17 protein-coding genes are annotated in these 19441 nt (G+C 60.7%); 5 read left to right on the top strand and 12 right to left on the bottom strand.

Annotation, left to right across the window (positions count from 1 at the left end; genetic code table 11):
• Positions 1 to 163: 163 nt before the first annotated feature.
• From AC1RQB_RS12340 to AC1RQB_RS12350, 3 genes are all read right to left on the bottom strand, one after another.
• Positions 164 to 1498 carry a sigma-54-dependent transcriptional regulator gene (locus tag AC1RQB_RS12340; protein WP_063341342.1) on the bottom strand — a complete coding sequence of 445 codons (1335 nt, stop codon included), beginning with the start codon at positions 1496 to 1498 and terminating at the stop codon, positions 164 to 166.
• Positions 1498 to 3258, bottom strand: coding sequence for a sensor histidine kinase (locus tag AC1RQB_RS12345; RefSeq protein ID WP_063343884.1), 1761 nt, complete (start codon positions 3256 to 3258; stop codon positions 1498 to 1500). The genes AC1RQB_RS12340 and AC1RQB_RS12345 overlap by 1 nt, the downstream gene beginning before the upstream one ends.
• A 239-nt stretch (positions 3259 to 3497) precedes the next feature.
• Positions 3498 to 5021 (bottom strand): fumarate hydratase, encoded by a 1524-nt coding sequence (locus AC1RQB_RS12350; RefSeq protein WP_019693298.1) that lies wholly within the window; start codon positions 5019 to 5021, stop codon positions 3498 to 3500.
• A gap of 556 nt (positions 5022 to 5577) precedes the next feature.
• Here AC1RQB_RS12350 and AC1RQB_RS12355 point away from each other — a divergent pair.
• The 3 genes from AC1RQB_RS12355 to AC1RQB_RS12365 all read left to right on the top strand — a co-directional run bounded on the left by AC1RQB_RS12355 (position 5578) and on the right by AC1RQB_RS12365 (position 8496).
• The gene (locus tag AC1RQB_RS12355) at positions 5578 to 6684 is read left to right on the top strand and encodes a GGDEF domain-containing protein (protein ID WP_063341341.1); all 1107 of its coding nucleotides are present in this window, start codon (positions 5578 to 5580) and stop codon (positions 6682 to 6684) included.
• Positions 6677 to 7612, top strand: coding sequence for an iron-sulfur-binding ferredoxin reductase (locus tag AC1RQB_RS12360; RefSeq protein ID WP_063341340.1), 936 nt, complete (start codon positions 6677 to 6679; stop codon positions 7610 to 7612). The genes AC1RQB_RS12355 and AC1RQB_RS12360 overlap by 8 nt, the downstream gene beginning before the upstream one ends.
• A 134-nt stretch (positions 7613 to 7746) precedes the next feature.
• Complete coding sequence (locus tag AC1RQB_RS12365; protein ID WP_063341339.1) at positions 7747 to 8496, top strand: enoyl-CoA hydratase-related protein; 750 nt, start codon at positions 7747 to 7749, stop codon at positions 8494 to 8496.
• A gap of 167 nt (positions 8497 to 8663) precedes the next feature.
• Here AC1RQB_RS12365 and pyk read toward each other — a convergent pair whose 3' ends face one another.
• Entirely contained in the window at positions 8664 to 10115 is a 1452-nt protein-coding gene (pyk, locus tag AC1RQB_RS12370) for a pyruvate kinase (protein WP_063341338.1), read from the bottom strand.
• 188 nt (positions 10116 to 10303) lie between these two features.
• On the opposite strand from pyk, the gene AC1RQB_RS12375 reads away from it, so the two are divergent.
• Both AC1RQB_RS12375 and AC1RQB_RS12380 read left to right on the top strand, forming a co-directional pair.
• The gene (locus AC1RQB_RS12375; protein ID WP_008069622.1) at positions 10304 to 10687 is read left to right on the top strand and encodes a tetratricopeptide repeat protein; all 384 of its coding nucleotides are present in this window, start codon (positions 10304 to 10306) and stop codon (positions 10685 to 10687) included.
• Positions 10688 to 10909: 222 nt separating this feature from the next.
• Positions 10910 to 11269, top strand: coding sequence for a PilZ domain-containing protein (locus AC1RQB_RS12380; RefSeq protein WP_063341337.1), 360 nt, complete (start codon positions 10910 to 10912; stop codon positions 11267 to 11269).
• Between the two features lie 146 nt (positions 11270 to 11415).
• Here AC1RQB_RS12380 and AC1RQB_RS12385 read toward each other — a convergent pair whose 3' ends face one another.
• The 8 genes from AC1RQB_RS12385 to AC1RQB_RS12420 form a co-directional block, all read right to left on the bottom strand.
• On the bottom strand, positions 11416 to 11802 hold the full coding sequence (locus AC1RQB_RS12385) for a DUF6124 family protein (protein WP_063341336.1): 387 nt from the start codon (positions 11800 to 11802) through the stop codon (positions 11416 to 11418).
• A gap of 300 nt (positions 11803 to 12102) precedes the next feature.
• A complete protein-coding gene (locus AC1RQB_RS12390; protein ID WP_063341335.1) occupies positions 12103 to 12351 on the bottom strand; it encodes a hypothetical protein in 249 nt (82 codons plus the stop codon).
• Between the two features lie 137 nt (positions 12352 to 12488).
• Positions 12489 to 13820 (bottom strand): DUF58 domain-containing protein, encoded by a 1332-nt coding sequence (locus tag AC1RQB_RS12395; protein ID WP_063341334.1) that lies wholly within the window; start codon positions 13818 to 13820, stop codon positions 12489 to 12491.
• A 208-nt stretch (positions 13821 to 14028) separates the two neighbouring features.
• The gene (locus AC1RQB_RS12400) at positions 14029 to 15030 is read right to left on the bottom strand and encodes an AAA family ATPase (protein ID WP_063341333.1); all 1002 of its coding nucleotides are present in this window, start codon (positions 15028 to 15030) and stop codon (positions 14029 to 14031) included.
• A complete protein-coding gene (locus AC1RQB_RS12405; protein ID WP_063341332.1) occupies positions 15027 to 16190 on the bottom strand; it encodes a DUF4350 domain-containing protein in 1164 nt (387 codons plus the stop codon). The genes AC1RQB_RS12400 and AC1RQB_RS12405 overlap by 4 nt, the downstream gene beginning before the upstream one ends.
• Positions 16187 to 17731 carry a DUF4129 domain-containing protein gene (locus AC1RQB_RS12410; protein ID WP_063341331.1) on the bottom strand — a complete coding sequence of 515 codons (1545 nt, stop codon included), beginning with the start codon at positions 17729 to 17731 and terminating at the stop codon, positions 16187 to 16189. Before AC1RQB_RS12410 ends, AC1RQB_RS12405 begins: the two co-directional genes overlap by 4 nt.
• Entirely contained in the window at positions 17718 to 18695 is a 978-nt protein-coding gene (locus tag AC1RQB_RS12415; protein ID WP_063343883.1) for a stage II sporulation protein M, read from the bottom strand. Before AC1RQB_RS12415 ends, AC1RQB_RS12410 begins: the two co-directional genes overlap by 14 nt.
• Complete coding sequence (locus tag AC1RQB_RS12420) at positions 18692 to 19417, bottom strand: RDD family protein (RefSeq protein WP_063341330.1); 726 nt, start codon at positions 19415 to 19417, stop codon at positions 18692 to 18694. Before AC1RQB_RS12420 ends, AC1RQB_RS12415 begins: the two co-directional genes overlap by 4 nt.
• Positions 19418 to 19441: the final 24 nt, after the last annotated feature.

Consider the following 19441-nt stretch of genomic DNA (forward strand, 5'->3'; position numbering starts at 1 on the left):
CGCTCAAGGTGTGCGTGAGTATGAGCGGATTTTCGCCGATTGATCGTTCCCACGCTCCGCGTGGGAACGCCTCAACGGACGCTCCGCGTTCGGCTTTTGGGACGCAGAGCGTCCCGGGCTGCATTCCCACGCGGAGCGTGGGAACGATCAAACACCACAAAACTCAGCTGTCCTGCAAAAACATCTCGCGCGTCAGCCCATGCCGCTGCATCTTTTCATTAAAGGTACGGCGCGGCAGTTGTAGCTCTTCCAGCACCGCTTTCACATCGCCTTTATGCCGGGTCAGTGCCGCGCGCAGGCAATGGGCTTCGAAGGCTTCTTGCTGCGCCGCCAGTGACTGGCCGGGGTCGATCCCTGCCGGTTCCGGTTCGCCGAGGCCCAGCACTTGTCGTTCGGCGACGTTCGCCAGTTCACGCACATTGCCCGGCCAGTCGTGGCTCAGCAGATGGCTCAGTTGCGGCCCGCTCAAGGGCGCAAAGGTGCGCCCCAAACGTTCGGCGGCACTTCGCGCGAAGAACTCGAACAACAGTGGAATGTCTTCACGCCGATCGCGCAATGGCGGCAGACGCAACTCGGCGACGTTCAATCGATAGGCCAGATCCTCGCGAAAACGTCCGGCCCGGGCTTCATCCAGCAAATCGGGTTTGGTCGCGGCGATGATCCGCAAGTCCACGTGGATGCTCTGGTTGGAACCCAATCGCTCAAGCTTCTGCTCCTGCAACACCCGCAGCAGTTTCACCTGCTGGGCCAGCGGCATGCTTTCGATTTCATCGAGAAACAGCGTGCCGCCGTCGGCGTATTCGAGCTTGCCGATGCGTTTGCCTTGGGCGCCCGTGAACGCGCCGCTCTCATGGCCGAACAATTCGGCCTCGAACAACTGCTCGGGAATCGCTGCGCAGTTGAGCGCCACGAAGGCTTTGTCGGCGCGCGGACCGAAGTCGTGCAGGCAACGGGCAACCAATTCCTTGCCGCTGCCGGTTTCGCCACGGATCAGCACGTTGACCGGCAACGTCGCCAGGTCCAGCACTTGCCGGCGCAGGGTCTGCAAGCCACGGGACACCCCCAGCAGGGTGGCATCGAGTTTGGCGCGATTGTCCGCCTGCTCATGCAGCGCTCGGTTTTCCAGCACCAGTCGACGCTTGTCCAGCGCCCGACGCAGACTGCTCATCAGGGCTTCCGGGCTGAAGGGTTTCTCAAGGAAATCGTAGGCGCCATCGCGCATGGCTTCGACGGCCATCGGCACATCGCCGTGACCGGTCAGCAGGATCACCGGCAAATCGACATCGCGGCGCTGGACTTCAGCCAGCAGCTCCAGCCCCGTCATGCCGGGCATGCGCACATCGCTGAGAATCACCCCGGGGAAATGTCTGGGCAGTTGCGCCAGGCATTCGTCGGCGCGGCTGAACAGCTGCACCTCGAACCCCGACAGGCTCAACCATTGCTCGACAGCACTGCGGATGCTGCTTTCGTCATCGACCACCATCACCGAATTGAGCATCAGGCAGGGACCTCCAGATCAATAGGTAACGTCAAGGTGAATACCGCGCCGTTTTCGCCATTGTCAGCACTCAAACGTCCGCCCGCTTCGTGAACGATAGCGAAGGATACGGCCAGCCCCAGACCCAGGCCATCGCCCACCGCTTTGGTGGTGAAGAACGGATCGAAGACTTGTGCCAGATTCTCTTCGGCAATGCCGCCACCGTTATCGGCGACGGTCAGGCGCCACAATTGCTCATCGGCTTCGAGGCGGATTTCCAGCCGCTTGCAGGGTTTGTCGTGCATCGCATCCAGGGCATTGCGCAGCAGGTTGATCAGCACCTGTTCCAGACGAATCGCATCGCCACGCACCCAGGCCGGGCGCGTCAGGTGCAGCACGAGACTGACGTTTTCGTCCCGCAAGCGCGTATCCAGCAACTGCAAGGATTGATCGACCACCGTCGCCAGGTCCAGCCGTTCGCGCAGGCCGCTGGGGCTTTTGCGGGCGAAGGTTTTCAGGTGGCCGGTGAGCGCGGCCATGCGGGTGAGCATATCGTCCACCGGTTTCAGCGCCTTGTAAGCGTCCTCAACCCGACCATGATCGAGCAGCAGGCGCAAGGTCGCCAGTTGCATGCGCTGGGCAGTCAGCGGCTGGTTGATTTCATGGGCCAGCGCCGCCGACATTTGCCCCAGTGCCGCGAGTTTGGCCGATTGCACCAAGCCGTCCTGGGCTGTGCGCAAATCGCGGGTGCGTTCTTCTACCAGTCGTTCGAGTTCTTCGCGGCTGCGCTGGCGCAATTTCGCCAGCCGCCAACGCTGATTGAGGAACAGCAACAGAAACACCACGGCCAGCCACACCCCGGCGGCCGCGAGCCCGGCGTTGCGCAGGTCTTCGAAGGCTACCTGCGGGCGGCGCAGCAAGTGCAGCGTCCAGCCTTCGGTGGCCAGCGGCAGGGATTCCCAGAGGTAATCCGCCGTCCCCTCGGGGCCATTGACCCGGGTCAAATCACTGTTGTCGTCGAAGCGCCGCACCGAACGATACTCAAGTGGGGTCAGCGGTTGTTTGTCGTATTGGCGCGTGGCCTTGAGCTCAGTGTGATCGCTGGCGCTCAGTGGCCGCAGCAGGCGATAGCGCCAGCCCGGCTGATTGGCGATGAAGATGATCCCGCGCGCATCGCTGACCAGCAACGTGTCGCTGCCCTGGCGCCATTCGCGCTCCAGTTCCGGGAATTCGAGTTTCACCACCATCGCGCCGAGGAACTCGCCGTCGTCACCAGTCACTGCGCTGGACAGGAAGTAACCCGGAATGCCACTGGTGACGCCCACCGCATAAAAGCGCCCGGTGCCCTGAGTGCGGGTCTGGCTGAAGTAGGGGCGAAAACCGTAATTGTGGCCGACGTAACTGCTGGGCAGGCGCCAGTTGCTGGCGGCCACGGCGAGGCCGGTACGGTCGAGCAGTTCCAGGGTCGAGGACTGCGCCGCGCCGTTGATTTTCTCCAGTTTGCGATTCAATGCAAGCTGCTCTTCGGGGCTCACTTCACCGTTTAGCGCAGCGCGTAATTGCGGGTCCAGCGCCAAGACTGCAGGCAGGGCGCGATAGCGTTCAATCAGGGTGTGCAAGGAGTTGGCGTACAACGCCAATTGCTGACTGGCGCGGGTGGCGTCTTCTTCCAGCGCCTGACGCTCGGCGTGGCGGATGGCCAGGGTCGCGGCGAGCGCTGCGCCGGTGATGATCAACAGGGTGTACAACGACAGACGCAAGGTACGGGAAGTCGGCAGCATGCTGTAGGAAACAGGTTGAAGGTTGGGCTGGCACCATACCATGAGGCCGCACATCCTTCGTCCCAGCATGACATGTTCAGACAGTAGTGAATTTACTCGATCGAGAGCGCAACATGGTCTGGGTATACGCCAATTCGTTAGTCACCTCTGCTTAGATCAAAGGGTTAAATCGATATCCAAAAAAAAGGCCGGGTCGTCTGGGGAGACGGCCCGGCCTTTTCAGCAAGTGAGGGAAGCGCTTACTGCACTTCCACCGCCAGGCTTTCACTGATCTTTTTCTGCCAGATCGCAGGACCGGTGATGTGTACCGACTCGCCCTTACTGTCGACCGCAACGGTCACAGGCATGTCTTTGACGTCGAACTCGTAGATCGCTTCCATGCCCAGTTCGGCGAAAGCCACCACGCGGGATTTCTTGATGGCTTGCGCCACCAGGTAAGCCGCGCCGCCGACTGCCATCAGGTAAACGGCTTTGTGGTCCTTGATCGCTTCGATCGCAGTAGGGCCGCGCTCGGATTTGCCGATCATGCCCAACAGGCCGGTTTGCTCGAGGATCTGACGGGTGAACTTGTCCATCCGCGTCGCGGTGGTCGGGCCGGCAGGGCCAACCACTTCTTCGCGTACCGGATCAACCGGGCCAACGTAGTAGATGAAGCGACCTTTCAGGTCCACCGGCAGGGTTTCACCCTTGTTCAGCATCTCGACCATGCGCTTGTGCGCCGCGTCGCGACCGGTGAGCATTTTGCCGTTGAGCAGGACGGTTTCGCCCGGCTTCCAGCTCTGCACTTCTTCCGGCGTCAGGGTATCGAGGTTGACGCGACGGGCCGATGGGCCGGCTTCCCAGACGATTTCCGGGTAGGCGTCCAGCGGTGGCGCTTCCAGCGAGGCCGGGCCGGAACCGTCGAGCACGAAGTGTGCGTGACGGGTGGCGGCGCAGTTCGGGATCATGCACACCGGCAGGGACGCAGCGTGGGTCGGGTAATCCATGATCTTCACGTCGAGCACGGTGGTCAGGCCACCCAGGCCCTGGGCGCCGATGCCCAGTTGGTTGACCTTCTCGAACAGCTCCAGACGCATCTCTTCGATACGGTTGGACGGGCCGCGCTTCTTCAGCTCATGAATGTCGATGGATTCCATCAACACTTCCTTGGCCATTACCGCGGCTTTCTCGGCGGTGCCGCCGATGCCGATGCCGAGCATGCCCGGTGGGCACCAGCCGGCGCCCATTTCCGGAACCGTCTTCAGTACCCAGTCAACGATCGAATCGGACGGGTTGAGCATGGCCATTTTCGACTTGTTCTCGGAGCCGCCGCCCTTGGCCGCCACGTCCACTTCTACGGTGTTACCCGGAACGATGGAGTAGTGGATAACGGCCGGGGTGTTGTCCTTGGTGTTTTTGCGAGCGCCCGCCGGGTCGGCGAGGATCGAGGCACGCAGGACGTTTTCCGGCAGGTTGTAAGCCCGGCGTACGCCTTCGTTGATCATGTCGTCCAGGCCCATGGTGGCGCCATCCCAACGCACGTCCATGCCCACGCGCACGAACACGGTAACGATACCGGTGTCCTGGCAGATCGGGCGGTGGCCGGTAGCGCACATGCGCGAGTTGATCAGGATCTGCGCCATGGAATCGCGAGCTGCCGGCGATTCTTCACGCAGGTAGGCCTCGTGCATCGCCTGGATGAAATCCACGGGGTGGTAGTAGGAAATGAATTGCAGGGCGTCGGCAACGCTCTGAATCAGGTCGTCTTGCTTGATCACGGTCATGAGTCGCGCTCCTCTAAAAGACGGGAACATTCAATAAGGTGCTTGCAGCTTGGGTGCATCGGTCGGTTGCAAGCACCTTTCAAGGCACGCCGGGCATGCTGGCGCGACGCTAAAAAGGCGCGGCAGTATACCGCGCCTCGATGGCGGGCACATCCGTTGACAGTCAAACGTTGGTCGCATACCGCCCACAGATGAATATTGGGGGCTGGGCCGTTGTGGTGAGGGAATTGCCTGTGGAGGCTTGCCACAGGATTACCCCGCCCACCTATGAATATGGGCGAAGGGCTTTTGTGGCGAGGGAGCTTGCTCCCGTTCGGCTGCGAAGCAGTCGTAATAGACTCATCCCAGTTCAACTGAAAGGGGCAGAGGGCCGCTTCGCAGCCCAGCGGGAGCAAGCTCCCTCGCCACAGGATTATCCCGAGATCGGGTCATGGCTTTGACGCCAGTTTTCTGCCCCGAAAATTGAATGGTCATTTATCAGACTCGCCACTAAAGTGGCATCCGGCCTGTAGAGTAGGACACTCGATCAGCCTCCTTTCCCACGGTGAATCAACGATTGACCCATAACGCCATCCAGCGGCTTTTGCTCAAACGCTTTGCCCTCGCAGCTGGCACCTACGCCCTGGCTTTGCTGCTGCTGTGGCTGGCGTTTTTCACCGGCCATTACGATGAATCCATCGCCGGCATGGCGATCGGCAGCGCGTTGGTGGTGCTCAGCCAGGCGGTGTTGTTCGCGGTGTTCTCGAGCGGTCGCAACCTGCGTTTTTCCGACCCGAGCCTGACCGAAGTGCAAATACTGCTGGGGCTGGGTTGGCAAACCTGGCTGATCGCTCATCTGGACGAGGCTCGCGGCGCGTTTCTGGTGTTTTACCCCCTGATTCTGTTGTTCGGGTTGTTTCATCTTTCGCGCATGGCTTTCGCCCGTTGCGCGTTTCTGGTGTTTTTCAGTTTCAGCGCCATCACCTTGTGGGAGGGCTACCACTTTCAGCTGCCCGACCCGACGCTGGCCCTGTTGCAGGTGTGCGTGCTATTCGTCGTGCTCGGCTGGCTGGTGCTTTACGCCCGTTACGTCCAGATGTCGCGCCAGCGTATGCGTCAGCGGCGGTTTGCCTTGCAGGCGCATCAGGACACCCTGCGCGGAATGATGCGCCAGCTCGAAGGTTTGGTGGCGACCGATGAACTCACCGGGCTGTTCAACCGCCGGCATTTCCTGCGCCTGGCCTCCCGCGAGTTGAACGCCATGGAAACCGATGTGGTGCACGGCCTGGCGTTGATCGACCTCGATCACTTCAAACGCATCAACGATGTTCACGGCCATGCCGCCGGCGATCAGGTGCTGCAAGCGTTTGCCGGAGTGGCCACCGCCTGCCTGCGCGATGGCGATGTTCTGGCCCGCTATGGCGGTGAAGAGTTCGTGGTGCTGTTGCCCGATTGCGATGCCGAGCGCCTGACGGCGTGTTGCGAGCGGTTGCGCATAGCCTTCATGGATGTCGAATTGGTCGGCCTGGATGTGCGCAACCTCAGCCTGTCGGTGGGCATGACTTTGTTGGCGCTCGACGACGATCTGGATGACGCCCTGCACCGCGCCGATCAGGCGCTGTACCGCGCCAAGCGCGATGGCCGTAACCGTTGCGCGGCGGCCTGGGAGAATGTCGATGCCTGAGTTACGGGTCGGCGAACGCCAATGGACGGTGGCGGCGGGCAGCAACCTGCTCGATGCTTTGAATCAGAGTGGCGTGTCGGTGCCCTATAGCTGCCGCGCCGGCAGTTGCCATGCGTGCCTGGTTAAATGTGTCGAGGGCTTGCCCAGCGACAGCCGTCCCGATGCCTTGAGCCATGAGCAGCGTCAGCAGGGTTGGCGGCTGGCCTGTCAATGCCAGGTGGTCGACGATCTGCAAATCGAAACCTTTGACCCGCTGCGTGATGGGCTTGGCGCTCAAGTGGCCGCCAGCGATTGGCTGAGCGCCAGCGTTTTGCGTTTACGCCTGACGAGTGAGCGACCGTTGCGCTATCAGGCGGGGCAGCATCTGGTGTTGTGGGCGGGCCAGATTGCACGGCCGTATTCCCTGGCCAGCCTGCCGCAAGAAGACCGATTTCTGGAGTTCCACCTCGATTGCCGCCAACCGGGGGCATTCAGTGATGCGGCGCGTCGCTTGAAAATCGGCGATCCGATTCGCCTCGGCGAGTTGCGCGGCGGGGCGTTGCATTACGACCCGGACTGGCACACCCGACCTCTGTGGCTCTTGGCGGCCGGCACCGGTCTGGGGCCGTTGTTCGGTATCTTGCGCGAAGCATTGCGTCAGGATCACCAGGGCGCCATCCGTGTCATTCACCTGGCCCATGATGCGGGTGAACATTATCTGGCCAAACCCCTGCAAGCCATGGCCGCCAGCCGTGAAAACCTTAGCGTCGAGCTGTGGACGGCGGCCGAGTTGCCCGCGGCTTTGGCACAACTGCGCCTTGTTTCGCGGCAAACCCTGGCCTTAGTCTGCGGGGCCCCCGACAGCGTCGACGCCTTTGCCCGGCGCCTGTACCTGGCGGGTTTGCCGCGCAATCAACTGCTGGCGGATGTCTTTCTACCCCGTGGTTGAGCGCTGATTTCTCTGTGGCGAGCGAGCTTGCTCGCGCTGGGCTGCGCAGCGGCCCCAAAAGTTTGTGAGCGCTGCGCACTCAAGCGCGAGCAAGCTCGCTCGCCACAGTTGATCCTCTCAGATCAGGACTCACCATGCCCGATACCATCCAGTTTGAACGCGAGCGCGGCCTGCTGACCCTGCGCATCAATCGCCCCGAGAAGAAAAACGCCCTGACTCGCGCCATGTACAGCCAACTGGCGGAGGGTTTGCGTCTTGCCGACAGCGACCCCGAAATCAATGCGGTGCTGATCACCGGTAGCGCTGAGTGCTTCACCGCCGGCAACGACATCTTTGATTTCCTCCAGCAACCCCCGAGCATCCTCGACAGCCCGGTGTATCACTTCATGCTCAATTTGCTCGAGTGCCGCAAACCGGTCATCGCCGCCGTGGCCGGCGCAGCGGTGGGGATCGGCACGACGCTGCTGCTGCATTGCGATCTGGTTTACGTCAGCACCGACGCGCGGCTGCGCATGCCGTTCGTCAACCTCGGGTTATGCCCTGAGTTCGGCTCCAGCCTGATCCTGCCGCGAATGCTCGGGCATGCCAAAGCGGCAGAGCTGTTGTTGCTGGGCGAGGGTTTCAGTGGTGAGCAGGCTGCGGCGTGGGGGATAGCGACTGAAGCCTTGGGCAGTGGCGAAGCGGCATTGGCCAAGGCGCGGGAGATGGCGTTGCGTTTCGAAGCGTTGCCACCGGAGGCTGTGCGCATCAGCAAGCAATTGATGAAAGCGCCGGGCCGGGAACAGTTGCGCAAGGTGATCGAAGAAGAGGGTGCATTGTTCACCCAGCGGCTGCGTTCGCCGGAAGCGATGGCGGCGTTGTCGGCATTTATCAAACGGCATTGAGTCCGATCGTTCCCACGCTCTGCGTGGGAATGCCTCAATGGACGCTCCGCGTCCGCTCTTGGGACGCGGAGCGTCCCGGGCTGCATTCCCACGCAGAGCGTGGGAACGATCACTAAAAAGCCCCGCCATTCACATGGCGGGGCTTTTGTTTTTCAGCGCTCGATCACTCAGACCATCGGGTCGCCAACGTGCAGGATTTTCATCCCGTTGGTGCCGCCGGTGGTGTGGTAGCTGTCGCCCTTGGTCAGGATGACCCAGTCGCCTTTCTCGACCACACCCAACTTGAGCAACTCGTCGATCGCAGCCTGGCTGACTTGCTCAGGCGGCAAGGACGCCGGGTCGAACGGTACGGTGTAGACGCCACGGAACATGGCCGCGCGGGCCTGGGTTTCGCGGTGCGGGGAGAACGCGTAGATCGGCACCGAGGAACGGATGCGCGACATGATCAACGGCGTGTAGCCACTTTCGGTCAACGCGATAATCGCCTTCACGCCCGGGAAGTGGTTGGCGGTGTACATGGCCGCCAGCGCGATGCTCTGGTCGCAGCTTTCGAAGACCTTGCCAATACGGTGGCTGGAGGTCTTGCTGGTCGGGTGCTTTTCAGCGCCGATGCAGATGCGCGCCATGGCTTGCACGGCTTCCAGCGGGTACAAACCGGCAGCACTTTCGGCCGAGAGCATTACGGCGTCGGTGTAGTCGAGCACGGCGTTGGCTACGTCGGAGACTTCGGCGCGGGTCGGCATCGGGTTCTGGATCATCGACTCCATCATCTGGGTCGCAACGATCACCGCTTTGTTGTGGCGGCGTGCATGCAGAATGATTTTCTTCTGAATGCCCACCAGCTCGGCGTCGCCGATTTCCACACCCAGGTCACCACGGGCAACCATCACCGCGTCGGAGGCTTTGATCAGGCCGTCGAGGGTTTCGTCGTCGGCCACGGCTTCGGCGCGTTCAATCTTCGCCACCAGCCAGGCAGTACCGCCGGCTTCGTCGCGCAGTTGACGGGCGTATTCCATGTCGGCGGCGTCGCGCGGGAAGGACACCGCGAGGTAGTCGACTTCCATTTCCGCAGCGAGCTTGATGTCGGCCTTGTCTTTTTCGGTCAGGGCCGGTGCGGTCAGGCCGCCACCGCGACGGTTGATGCCTTTGTGGTCCGACAGCGGGCCGCCGATGGTCACGGTGCAATGCAGCTCGGTGGCGGTGGCAGTATCAACGCGCATAACCACGCGGCCGTCGTCGAGCAACAGCTCGTCGCCCACGCCGCAGTCTTTCACCAGGTCCGGGTAGTCGATGCCGACGACTTCCTGGTTGCCTTCGGTCAACGGATGGCTGGTAGAGAAGGTGAATTGATCACCGATCTTCAGCTCGATCTTCTTGTTGGCGAATTTGGCGATACGAATTTTCGGGCCTTGCAGGTCACCCAGCAGGGCGACGAAGCGGCCGTGCTTGGCTGCGAGGTCACGCACCAGCTTCGCGCGAGCCTTGTGCTCGTCGGGGGTGCCGTGGGAGAAGTTCAGACGGGCGACGTCCAGGCCAGCCAGAATCAACTGTTCGAGAACTTCCGGCGAGTTACTGGCCGGGCCAAGGGTAGCGACGATTTTGGTGCGACGGACGGACATGCATAGACTCCTGAGTTCAAGCGCTAGCAGAGGCTACTATGGTCCGTAGGTGTAGTCATTGTTCGTTTGCACTACTTTTTTTGAAGAACTTGGTTATTAGTTTCTTTATTGAACGCGACAATCGGCACAAACCGCCCTGAAGATTTCCGCCCAAGGGTCGATACAGAGCTCAAGACAGGAGATCCCCCATGCGATTCGTGCTCATTGCCGCCCTTGCCATTAGTGCCCTCAGTGTCACGGGCTGCACCCGTTGGTCGATGAACCATCATTTGAATAATGCCTACAGCGCCTACGAGCGAGGCAATTGCGAGCAAGTGATGCTCGAACTGTCCAAGGTCGAGCGTGCCAGCCATGCGCGGCCTTATGTGTGGCCGGAAGTGTCGATGATGCGCGGCCAGTGCCTGGAACGGCAAAAGCTGTTTATCGATGCGGCGCAGACTTACCAGTTCATCATTGCCTCTTACCCGCAAAGCGAATACGCCTACCGCGCCCGTGCCCGCCTGGAAACCTTGCAGAGCCTGGGCCATTACCCGACCCGCAGCGCGGCGGCGGTGCGTCCAACCCGGTTCTGATTGTCATGCGACAGCGGTGAGCTATAGTCCAATGGATCGGTTTAGAGCCTTGCCTCTAATTCGAGGTAACACCTGTGATCGGCAGCAGTAAGCGACAGCGGTTGGAAGGACTGTCGCACCAGGATCGGGGAGAGCGCGGCTGATGCCTATAAAACAATAGAGCGGGCCCGTTCCGAAGTATTGGTGCGGCCCTGCTTAAGGGCCTTGCGTAGCGAAATCAGCATGTTCACTGACCGCCGGATCGAGCGGCATCAACTGCCGTATTTTCTGAAAGTGTTCAACAGCGTCACCGACAAGCCCATCGGCTTTCTGGGTAATCTGTCCGAGGACGGGCTGATGTTGATCAGCCAGTTGCCAATGATGGTGGGCGCCGATTTTAATCTGCGCCTGAAAATCCCCATGGATGGCCATTGTCAGCAGGTGATCGACCTCAATGCCTGCTGCCTGTGGTGCCACGAAGACGCAACCCCCCACCACTATGACGCTGGCTTCAGCCTGCAACGGGCACCGCCGGAGTATGGGCAATTGGTGGAGGCGTTGAGGCAGTACTTCAGTTTTCAGCCGTTGCCTGCTTCTGCTTGAAGGCTGCGGCGCTTTCACTATTGCCATCGCGGGCAAGCCCGCTCCCACAGTTTCGGCGGTGTTCACCTATTGTGTGTTCACCGAAGATCCCTGTGGGAGCGGGCTTGCCCGCGATGGCTTCATGCCAGACGGCCAATACTTAAAGGCTAGGTCGGCTTGATCGCCCGCTCGATATCCAGCGACCGCTCCGCCAGCATCAACCCCATCTCGCTCATCTGATAAATCGCCATCGCCAGATGCCGCTGTTTGTCTTCCAGGCTGTCCGCCAGGTCCAGCAGCAGAAGGCTCACCGAAGAAAAGGTTTCGTAGGTCTGGATGATGAGGGCTTCAGGGTTTGCATCGGATACGACGGTGAACATCTTCATGGATCGTTCCTCGGTGGTGCGTTCTTCGGCAAAGCACGGTTTAGTGTTTTCCCGTTTGAGATAGTGATCGAGGGCCCTGTCGGCAGCTTCGTGGAGTTTTCTCGAGTCGAGGGTGCTGTAGGGCGAACTGGAGGTGGTTTTGAGTGGGTTGGGTCGGGGCGTTATCACGGTTAACTCCTTGTTGGGGCTGCCACCGATTCGGAAATAACGAAAGGGCGGCGACAGGAGAACCTTATGTCGGGACGGACACCACCCACAATCAGACTGGTCGCTGATATTTGTAGGCAGAGGCGCTTCATTCTGTAGTCATTAGCGCAGTTATTCGCGAAGCCTGATGGGAGAGGACAACAAGCAGACTACCGGCCATTAACGTCAGTTTTTACATGGCAGAGCTTATTGCCCCCTCGTTACTACACGATCAGGAATATCGGGTAATGCCTAGGAGAAACTACAAATATTGAAGGTTAGCTAGTCATTAAGATCAGGCTTTTTGGGAATCTGTGAATTTTTAAAATCGGTGGAGATAGAAATAAGTGCCAAAGAGATAAAATCTTGGTTTGCATCTAGCGTTTGTAAGGCGCATCGGATGTTATCCGCTGTTTCGGCAGCCCCTTGCTGCGCCACCCAATTCGATAGCTCCTCTACAGCGGCACACAATGCCAGTTGGTTCTCATTGATCTGCGTTAGCACTGAAGCGAATAGTTTTGCCTCGTCCATGATTGATTCCTTGTGATAGAGCTATCAGATTGTTGGGTGGGACTGCTTCTCGTAATTACTCTGGGGTGGGAGCTAGTCATACGTGCTCGCACATCATATTCATATCGTGACATGACTATTTTGTATGGGATTGGCCATTACATCGTTCCAGCTTTTTTCCATCCCATATACCGCGTCACCATCTCGGCCCCCAGTTCTGAGGGCCGAGCATCCAGCACCGGAACACCATGAGCACTCAACTGCTCATGGAGCTCTGCCCGTACATTCATATAATCCACTATCCCGCAATAGGCCAGCGCCTCGGGCAATGTTTGTACCGGCGCGTGCCGCAGACTGTCGAGCACCTCTTCGCGCAGGCTGCCCACCAACACCCGATGCTGATGGCTCAGCCGTTTGACGGCGGCAAGCAATTCTTCGTCGTCTTCATCCCTCAGGTTGGTCACCAGTACCACCAGTGCCCGGCGTTTTTGTCTGGCCAATAACTGGTTGGCGGCGACCAGATAGTCAGCGGGGCATTGTGTGCTGTCGAGATCGTAAACGCTGTTGAGTAACACGTTGAGTTGACCAGTGCCTTTGACCGGGGCGAGGTAGCGCGGCTGATGGCTGGCGAAGGTGCTCAGGCCCACCGCATCGCCCTGTCGTAGCGCGACGTAGCTGAGCAACAGGCAGGCATTGAGCGCGTGATCGAAATGCGAAAGTTCGCCGTCCTGGCTGCGCATGCGCCGCCCACAATCAAGCATGAAAATGATCTGCTGATCACGCTCGTCCTCATACTCACGGGCAATCGGTGTGCGCTGGCGTGCCGTAGCTTTCCAGTCGATCTGACGCAGGCTGTCGCCTTCGCGGAATTCGCGCAGTTGATGAAACTCCAGACCCAGACCGCGTCTCTGGCGTTGGCGCACGCCGAGCTGGCTGAGCCAGTTATCCACCGCCTGCAGTTGGCCGCCGTAGAGGCGGGCAAAGTCGGGGTAGACACGGGTGTTGTCGACTATGTTCAGTAAACGTTTGCCTGACCATAGGCCCATTGGGCTCGGCAGGCTGATTTCGCAGTGGTCGACGGTGAAGTGGCCGCGCTTGAGTGGGCGCAGGCGATAGCCGATCTGGCTCTGTTGGCCGGGTTGCAGTTCGACGGACAATGGAAGGTGTTCGAAGTCCAGGCCGTGCGGCACATGGTCGAAGATGTGTACGTTCAGCGGTTGAGCAAAGTCGTGCTCGACCTCCAGCCGTACTTCGCCCCATCGACCGAGCGCCAAGCTGCCGGGCATATGCCGTTGCACACGAGGCGAGGGCAGACGTTTGAGGCGGATGGCGTCGAGTGCCGCCAGGGCCAGCAGCGCTAACAGCAATCCCCAGTTGATCGACAACAGGTTCGATGGAACCTCGATGTCCAATGCCCGCAATGTGCCCAACACGATGCCGATAACCAGTAGGGCTGCGAGCCAGATCAGCAGCAGGCGCGAGGGTTTCATGGCGTCGCGATTCCTTGGTAAGGGCTACGTTCAACCATCTGGCACAGTACCTTTATGGCGAGCGGGCTTGCCCGCGTTCGGCTGCGAAGCAGTCGTAAAACGGGTAGACGCGTTCTAGCTGACAGTACGCGTTGACTGCTTTTGGGGCTGCTGCGCAACCCAGCGGGAGCAAGCTCCCTCGCCACAAGGAGGCGTCGCATGACTGTGGTCACAGCCGCGGTGCCGGCACTTGGTCGAGCAACTGCCGGAGCACCTGATCGACTTCCAGCCCTTCGATGTCCAGCTCCGGGGCAATCCGCACCCGGTGGCGCAACACCGACAGCGCGCAACCCTTGATGTCATCCGGAATCACAAACTCGCCACCGCGCAACAAGGCCCGGGCGCGGGCGCAACGTACCAGCGCGATTGAAGCGCGTGGCCCGGCGCCCAGAGTCAACCCCGGCCAGGTCCGGGTTGTGCGGGCCAGGCGCACGGCGTAATCGAGCACCTGATCGTCCATGGGCAGATCACTGGCAATGCGTTGCAAGGCCAGCACGTCCTTGGCTTGCAACACGGTGCGCAACGGTTGCACGTCGAGCATGTCGGCCCGGGTCGAGCGGCTGACCTGGCGCACCATGTTCAACTCCTGCTCGGCATCGGGGTAGTCCATGCGCACCTTGAGCATGAAGCGGTCGAGCTCGGCTTCCGGCAACGGGTAAGTGCCTTCCTGTTCGATCGGGTTTTGCGTGGCGAGTACCATGAACGGTTGCGCGATCGGCAGGGCGCGGCCTTCGAGGGTGACCTGGCGTTCCTGCATGGCTTCGAGCAGCGCCGCCTGGGTTTTCGCCGGGGCGCGGTTGATCTCGTCGGCCAGCAGCAGGTTGGTAAATAGCGGGCCTTTGCGCAGTTTGAATTGCTCGGTTTGCAAGTCGTACACCGCGTGCCCGGTGACATCACTGGGCATCAGGTCCGGGGTGAACTGGATGCGTGCGAACTCACCGCCGAAGCAGCGGGCGAGGGCGCGCACCAGCAACGTCTTGCCCAACCCCGGCACGCCTTCGAGCAGCACATGGCCGCCGGCGATCAGGGCGGTGAGCACGTCGTCGATCACAGTGTTCTGGCCGATCACGGCTTTTTGCAGTTCCGTTCTTACCGCTTGGGCCAACTGACTGGCGCGCTGGCGCTGCTGGGCGGCGTGGGTCTGTGTGCCGGGATCGATCTGTTCACTCATAAGGCATTCCTCAAGGTTTGCAGCTGGGCGACCTGACGGCTGAATTCAGCGCTGGGCAGTCGCTGCTTCGGTCGCGGGCTCATGGCCTGGCTGATGGCGCGTGTGGGTTGGCCACTCAGGCGTGCGAGCACCAGCCATTGTTCGGCAACGCCGAGTTGTTCAAAACCGGGATGACGGTGACGGACACGGCGCAGGATGTCTTGTTGCAAGGCTTGCAACAGACTGTGCTGGCCGTTGCGACGCAGCATGAAATCGGCGCTGGCACGCAGGTGTTCCTGAAGTTGACGACGTGCCCTTGGGGCAGGTTCGAGCAATGGGCCGTTGCGCACGCCGACGTGCCAGAACCCCAAGGCGATCAAGGCAATCAGGGCCACCAGAGCTTGTGGAAAGTTGCGCCACAGCAAGGTCAGCAGACTGTCGTGATCAGTATTGAACAGCAGGGTCACGTCTGTGTCGGCCGTCAGGTACCACAGCAGCCAGGCGTTGTCGTACTGGTCGATAGCCGGGGTTTTCCAGAGGTCGGCGTCGGTGACCACGGTGATCGAACCCAGCCCGTGAGTCAGTTGCATCATGTGCGTGGCTTTGCCGCTGTTGGCCCAGGCCTGGGCGAGGTTTTTCGGATCGTCGAGATGGAACGCAGTATCGAAGCTGACGTAGGCTGGCGCCTCTTCGTTTTCCAGGTACAGCTTGGTCAGTTTCGGGTAGGGGTCGTCTTCAGGATCGGGCGGCGGTTCTTTGAGGTCTTTGCTCAGGGACTGGTGCACCTGCACTCGGTCGAGCAGCAGGTCATTGCTCTGACCGGTCTTCTCATCCCACAGGGCTTCGGCGACGAACAAAAGACGTCCACCGGCCCGGGTCCAGTTCAACACCTGATCCACCTGTCGCGGCGACATGTTCGACCGATCGCCGAGCAACAACAAACTGCGCTGATGAGGCTCGAGTGTCGGCAAGATGTCGAGGCTGTTGGCGTGGCTGACAGTCAGGCCCTGCTTGCGCAGAAAATGCTCGGCCGCCAGATAGGGGTTGGCCTGGGCTTCGGGGGACGGGCCGTGATCGATTTCTGCCTGATAGGGTATGGCCTTGAAATACAGGTAAACACTCAGCGCACACACTAGCAGGGCGATGAACGCACCGACCGAAAGCCACAAACGCCGGTTCAACGGGCCGCTCCCGGGCCGAATAACGCGCGCCAGCCGTCACAGAGTTCCTGCTGCAAATGCGCCGGTGGCAGGCGATGCCCGTAGGCCATGTTCTGCCAGTGCCCGGTGAGGTTTTTACTGAAGGCCAGCAAGGCAGGTTGTTGCAGTTGTTCGACCCGCTGAAGAACTTCACCTTCGGTGTCGGCGGGCTTGAGCGCCATGTTGAAATCGTGCAGCAAGTGGCTGAGGAGGGCGCGATAGAGCAACCCGAGGGCTTCACGGGGATGGGTTTGCCAGAGGCTTTCGGCGCTGGCGGCGATGTCGGCGGGCAGGGTTTCGCGGTTGAGGTCCAGGCCGAACGCCTGCTGCGGTAATGGCCGCGCGACTTTGCGATTTAACGTGGGGCGACGGCTGACGAACGCCTGCAACCAATCGCGGTAACGCCAGATCAATAGCCCAATGGCGCCGATCACTGTGCCCCACAGCAACACTTCGATCAGGTTGGCCAATACGCCAAAGCGTTGGCTGTCCAGCAAGCTGAACAGCGCCTTCAGCCAGGCGGGTGTTTGACCTTCGTCCGCGTTGTTGGCGGCGGGTTTGTCTTCGCCAAAACGATAGCGCGTGACCGTTTCCTTGTTCTTGAAGGGGGGCTGATCGAGGATGGTCTTGATGCTGTCCCGAGATGCCTGACTGGTCAGTGGTTGCTCCAACAGGCGGGCAGATTCGGGTGAAGTATTCGGTTCGGCGGCCCAGCCACTTTGCGCCGTCGGCACCAGCAGCATCGCGGCCAGCAGCAGCGTGACGACCGTGCTGGTCAAGCGTTGGCGCAATCGGCGAAACACCAGCTCGATATCCCAGGCTTCCAGCCGCGTGCGCCGGTTCAGATAAAGGCTGAAACCGCAGGCCACATAGATCGGTTCCCAGACAATCAGCACCAGAACGTAAAAGGTGTTGGTCAGGTGTTCCAGCCAGAGCCAGTCTTGGGTGGCGGCGGTAATCAAGGTCTGCCAGCCCCAGTCGAGTTCGACCTGTTGCGGCAAGAACATATAGAACAGCACCATCAAGCCGATCCACAGCGCGGTTTCCAGATGCACGCCGATGATCGTCAGCCATTGGGCGGCACCCGGGTTGCGCTGCAGCAGCACGCGCAAACGTTGTTGGCGTGCTTCGCCCTCCAGACCTTCGAGTTGCACCACCGGCATCAGAAAACTGCGGCTCAGGCTCAGGCGACGCCAGGTCAGGCTGGCCAGCAATTGCGGTTTGAGCAGGCGCGGCCATTGGCGCAGGGCCTGCTTCAGTGTGGGCGTTTCGCCGAACATGGCTTTGGACAGGATGTACAGCGGCAGCCGATCGAACGCCGGTTTGAGCCACCAGAACAGGAACACGGCGAGGGAGGGCGAATCCCACAACAGCAAGGTGAGCAGGGTGAAGATCGGCAAGGTCACGATGGCCCAACTGGTCATCAACAGGCGCCGATGGCGCTGACTCAGCAGCACGCCCAGGTCCATGGCTTCCCAGGTCGTGCGCGGGCGGATCACCACACTGGCATCACTCAGGCGCATGGCGAGTCCGACCGGCGAACAGTAGATAAATCGCCACCAAGCCCCAGAGCGCCGCGCCGACCAGGTATTTGGTCAGCGGCGCGAGCCCGGTCCGCGATGACCAGTAGGCTTCGATAAACGCCGCAATCAGCAGAAACAACATGACCCCGCAAATCAGCAACACGCTCTTGCGCGCCGCCAGCTGCAGGGCTTCGGCGCGAGGCAAACGCCCCGGCGCGATCAAGGCCCAGCCCAGTTGCAGGCCTGCGGCGCCGGCCAGGGCAATGGCGCTCAATTCGAAGGCGCCATGGCCGATCACGAACGACCAGAAGGTTTGGCCATAGCCGATGTACGTCAGGTGCCCGGCCACCGCACCGATCATCAACCCGTTGTAGAACAGGAAAAACGCGCTGCCCAGGCCAAACAGCAAACCGCTGGCGAAGGTCTGAAAGGCGATGCCGATGTTGTGCATGATGTAGTAACCGAACATTACCCAGTTCTCACTGGCCGCCCGTTCGGCCGAACGTCCCAAATGACCGGCGACGGGGTCGTACATGCTTTGCATCTCACTGACCTGTTCGGCCGGAATCAGGTTGTAGACCCGTTCCGGGAACAGATAGACCAGTAACGCGAAGCCGATCAGGCTGCCAAAAAATATCAGGCTGGCGGCCAGGACGAAGCGCCACTGTTCGCGCACCAATCGCGGAAAATCGGCGAGGATGAAACTCAACACGTTGGCACCCAGTCGACTGCGATGCCGATAAAGCTGTTGATGCCCGCGCAGGACCAGTTGCTGCAATGAGTCGATCAGGAAACTGCTGTAGCCGCGCTCCTGAGCCAGGGCCAGGTGTTGGCAGAGCCGTCGATAATCGCTGGGGAAACTGGCGACTCCAGAGGCGTCCTTGCCGCGTTCCAGCCGATCAAGCATGAGTGCAAACTGCTCCCATTCGGCACTGTGGCGACTTTCGAAAAGGCTTTGCTTCATGTCGGGCCCAACAGGCCACGGGCGATGCCGTTGAGTTCGGCCACCGCCTGCGGCTTCGATACCTGCAACGGTTGCGCGAGTATCGAGGCGAGCTCATTGGCCCGTGCCTCGGAGAGTTCACCCTGGCGCTCGGCAAACCCGAGGATGGCGCGCTGCTCGGTCAGCGTCAACGCGAAGGCTACGCGCCGTGGCGGGACGTCGGGCAGTTGCGGTCGGGTGAGCGGTTGTTCGCGGTAGATCACCAGCGTACCGGCGGCCAGGTCGCCGAGGCGTTTGAAGGTGGGATGTTGCAGGCAGCTGATTGCTCCGAGAAAGTAGCCGAATGGCAACATGTCGACAAATCGCAGCAGGTTGCGCAGCAAGGACGCGGACCAGCCGATCGGCGTGCCATCATCATGCACCACGCGTAATCCCATCCATTGCTTGCCCGGCGAGCGGCCCTGATTGAGCACCTCGAACAGCACCATGTACCACCAGCTCACCACGAACAGCAGAATCGAACCCAGCCCGGCGCCGAGTTTTCCGAGAAACGCCAACACAATGAACAGCAGGCCCAGCATCACCCCGCGCAGGCCCAGGTCGATGGCGAACGCCAGCGCACGCACCATCAACCCGGCCGGGCGCAGCGGCAAGTCGATGCCTTCGGGCGTTTCGACGTGATACCGCGTGTCCAGTGGCCGGGACAGCGTCGCTTTCCCTGGCAGTGCTGTGGTGTCGAGCATGGGCAACCTTGATGTGGCCTGGTC

It is taken from the genome of Pseudomonas sp. GW822-FHT02E03, assembly GCF_058802325.1.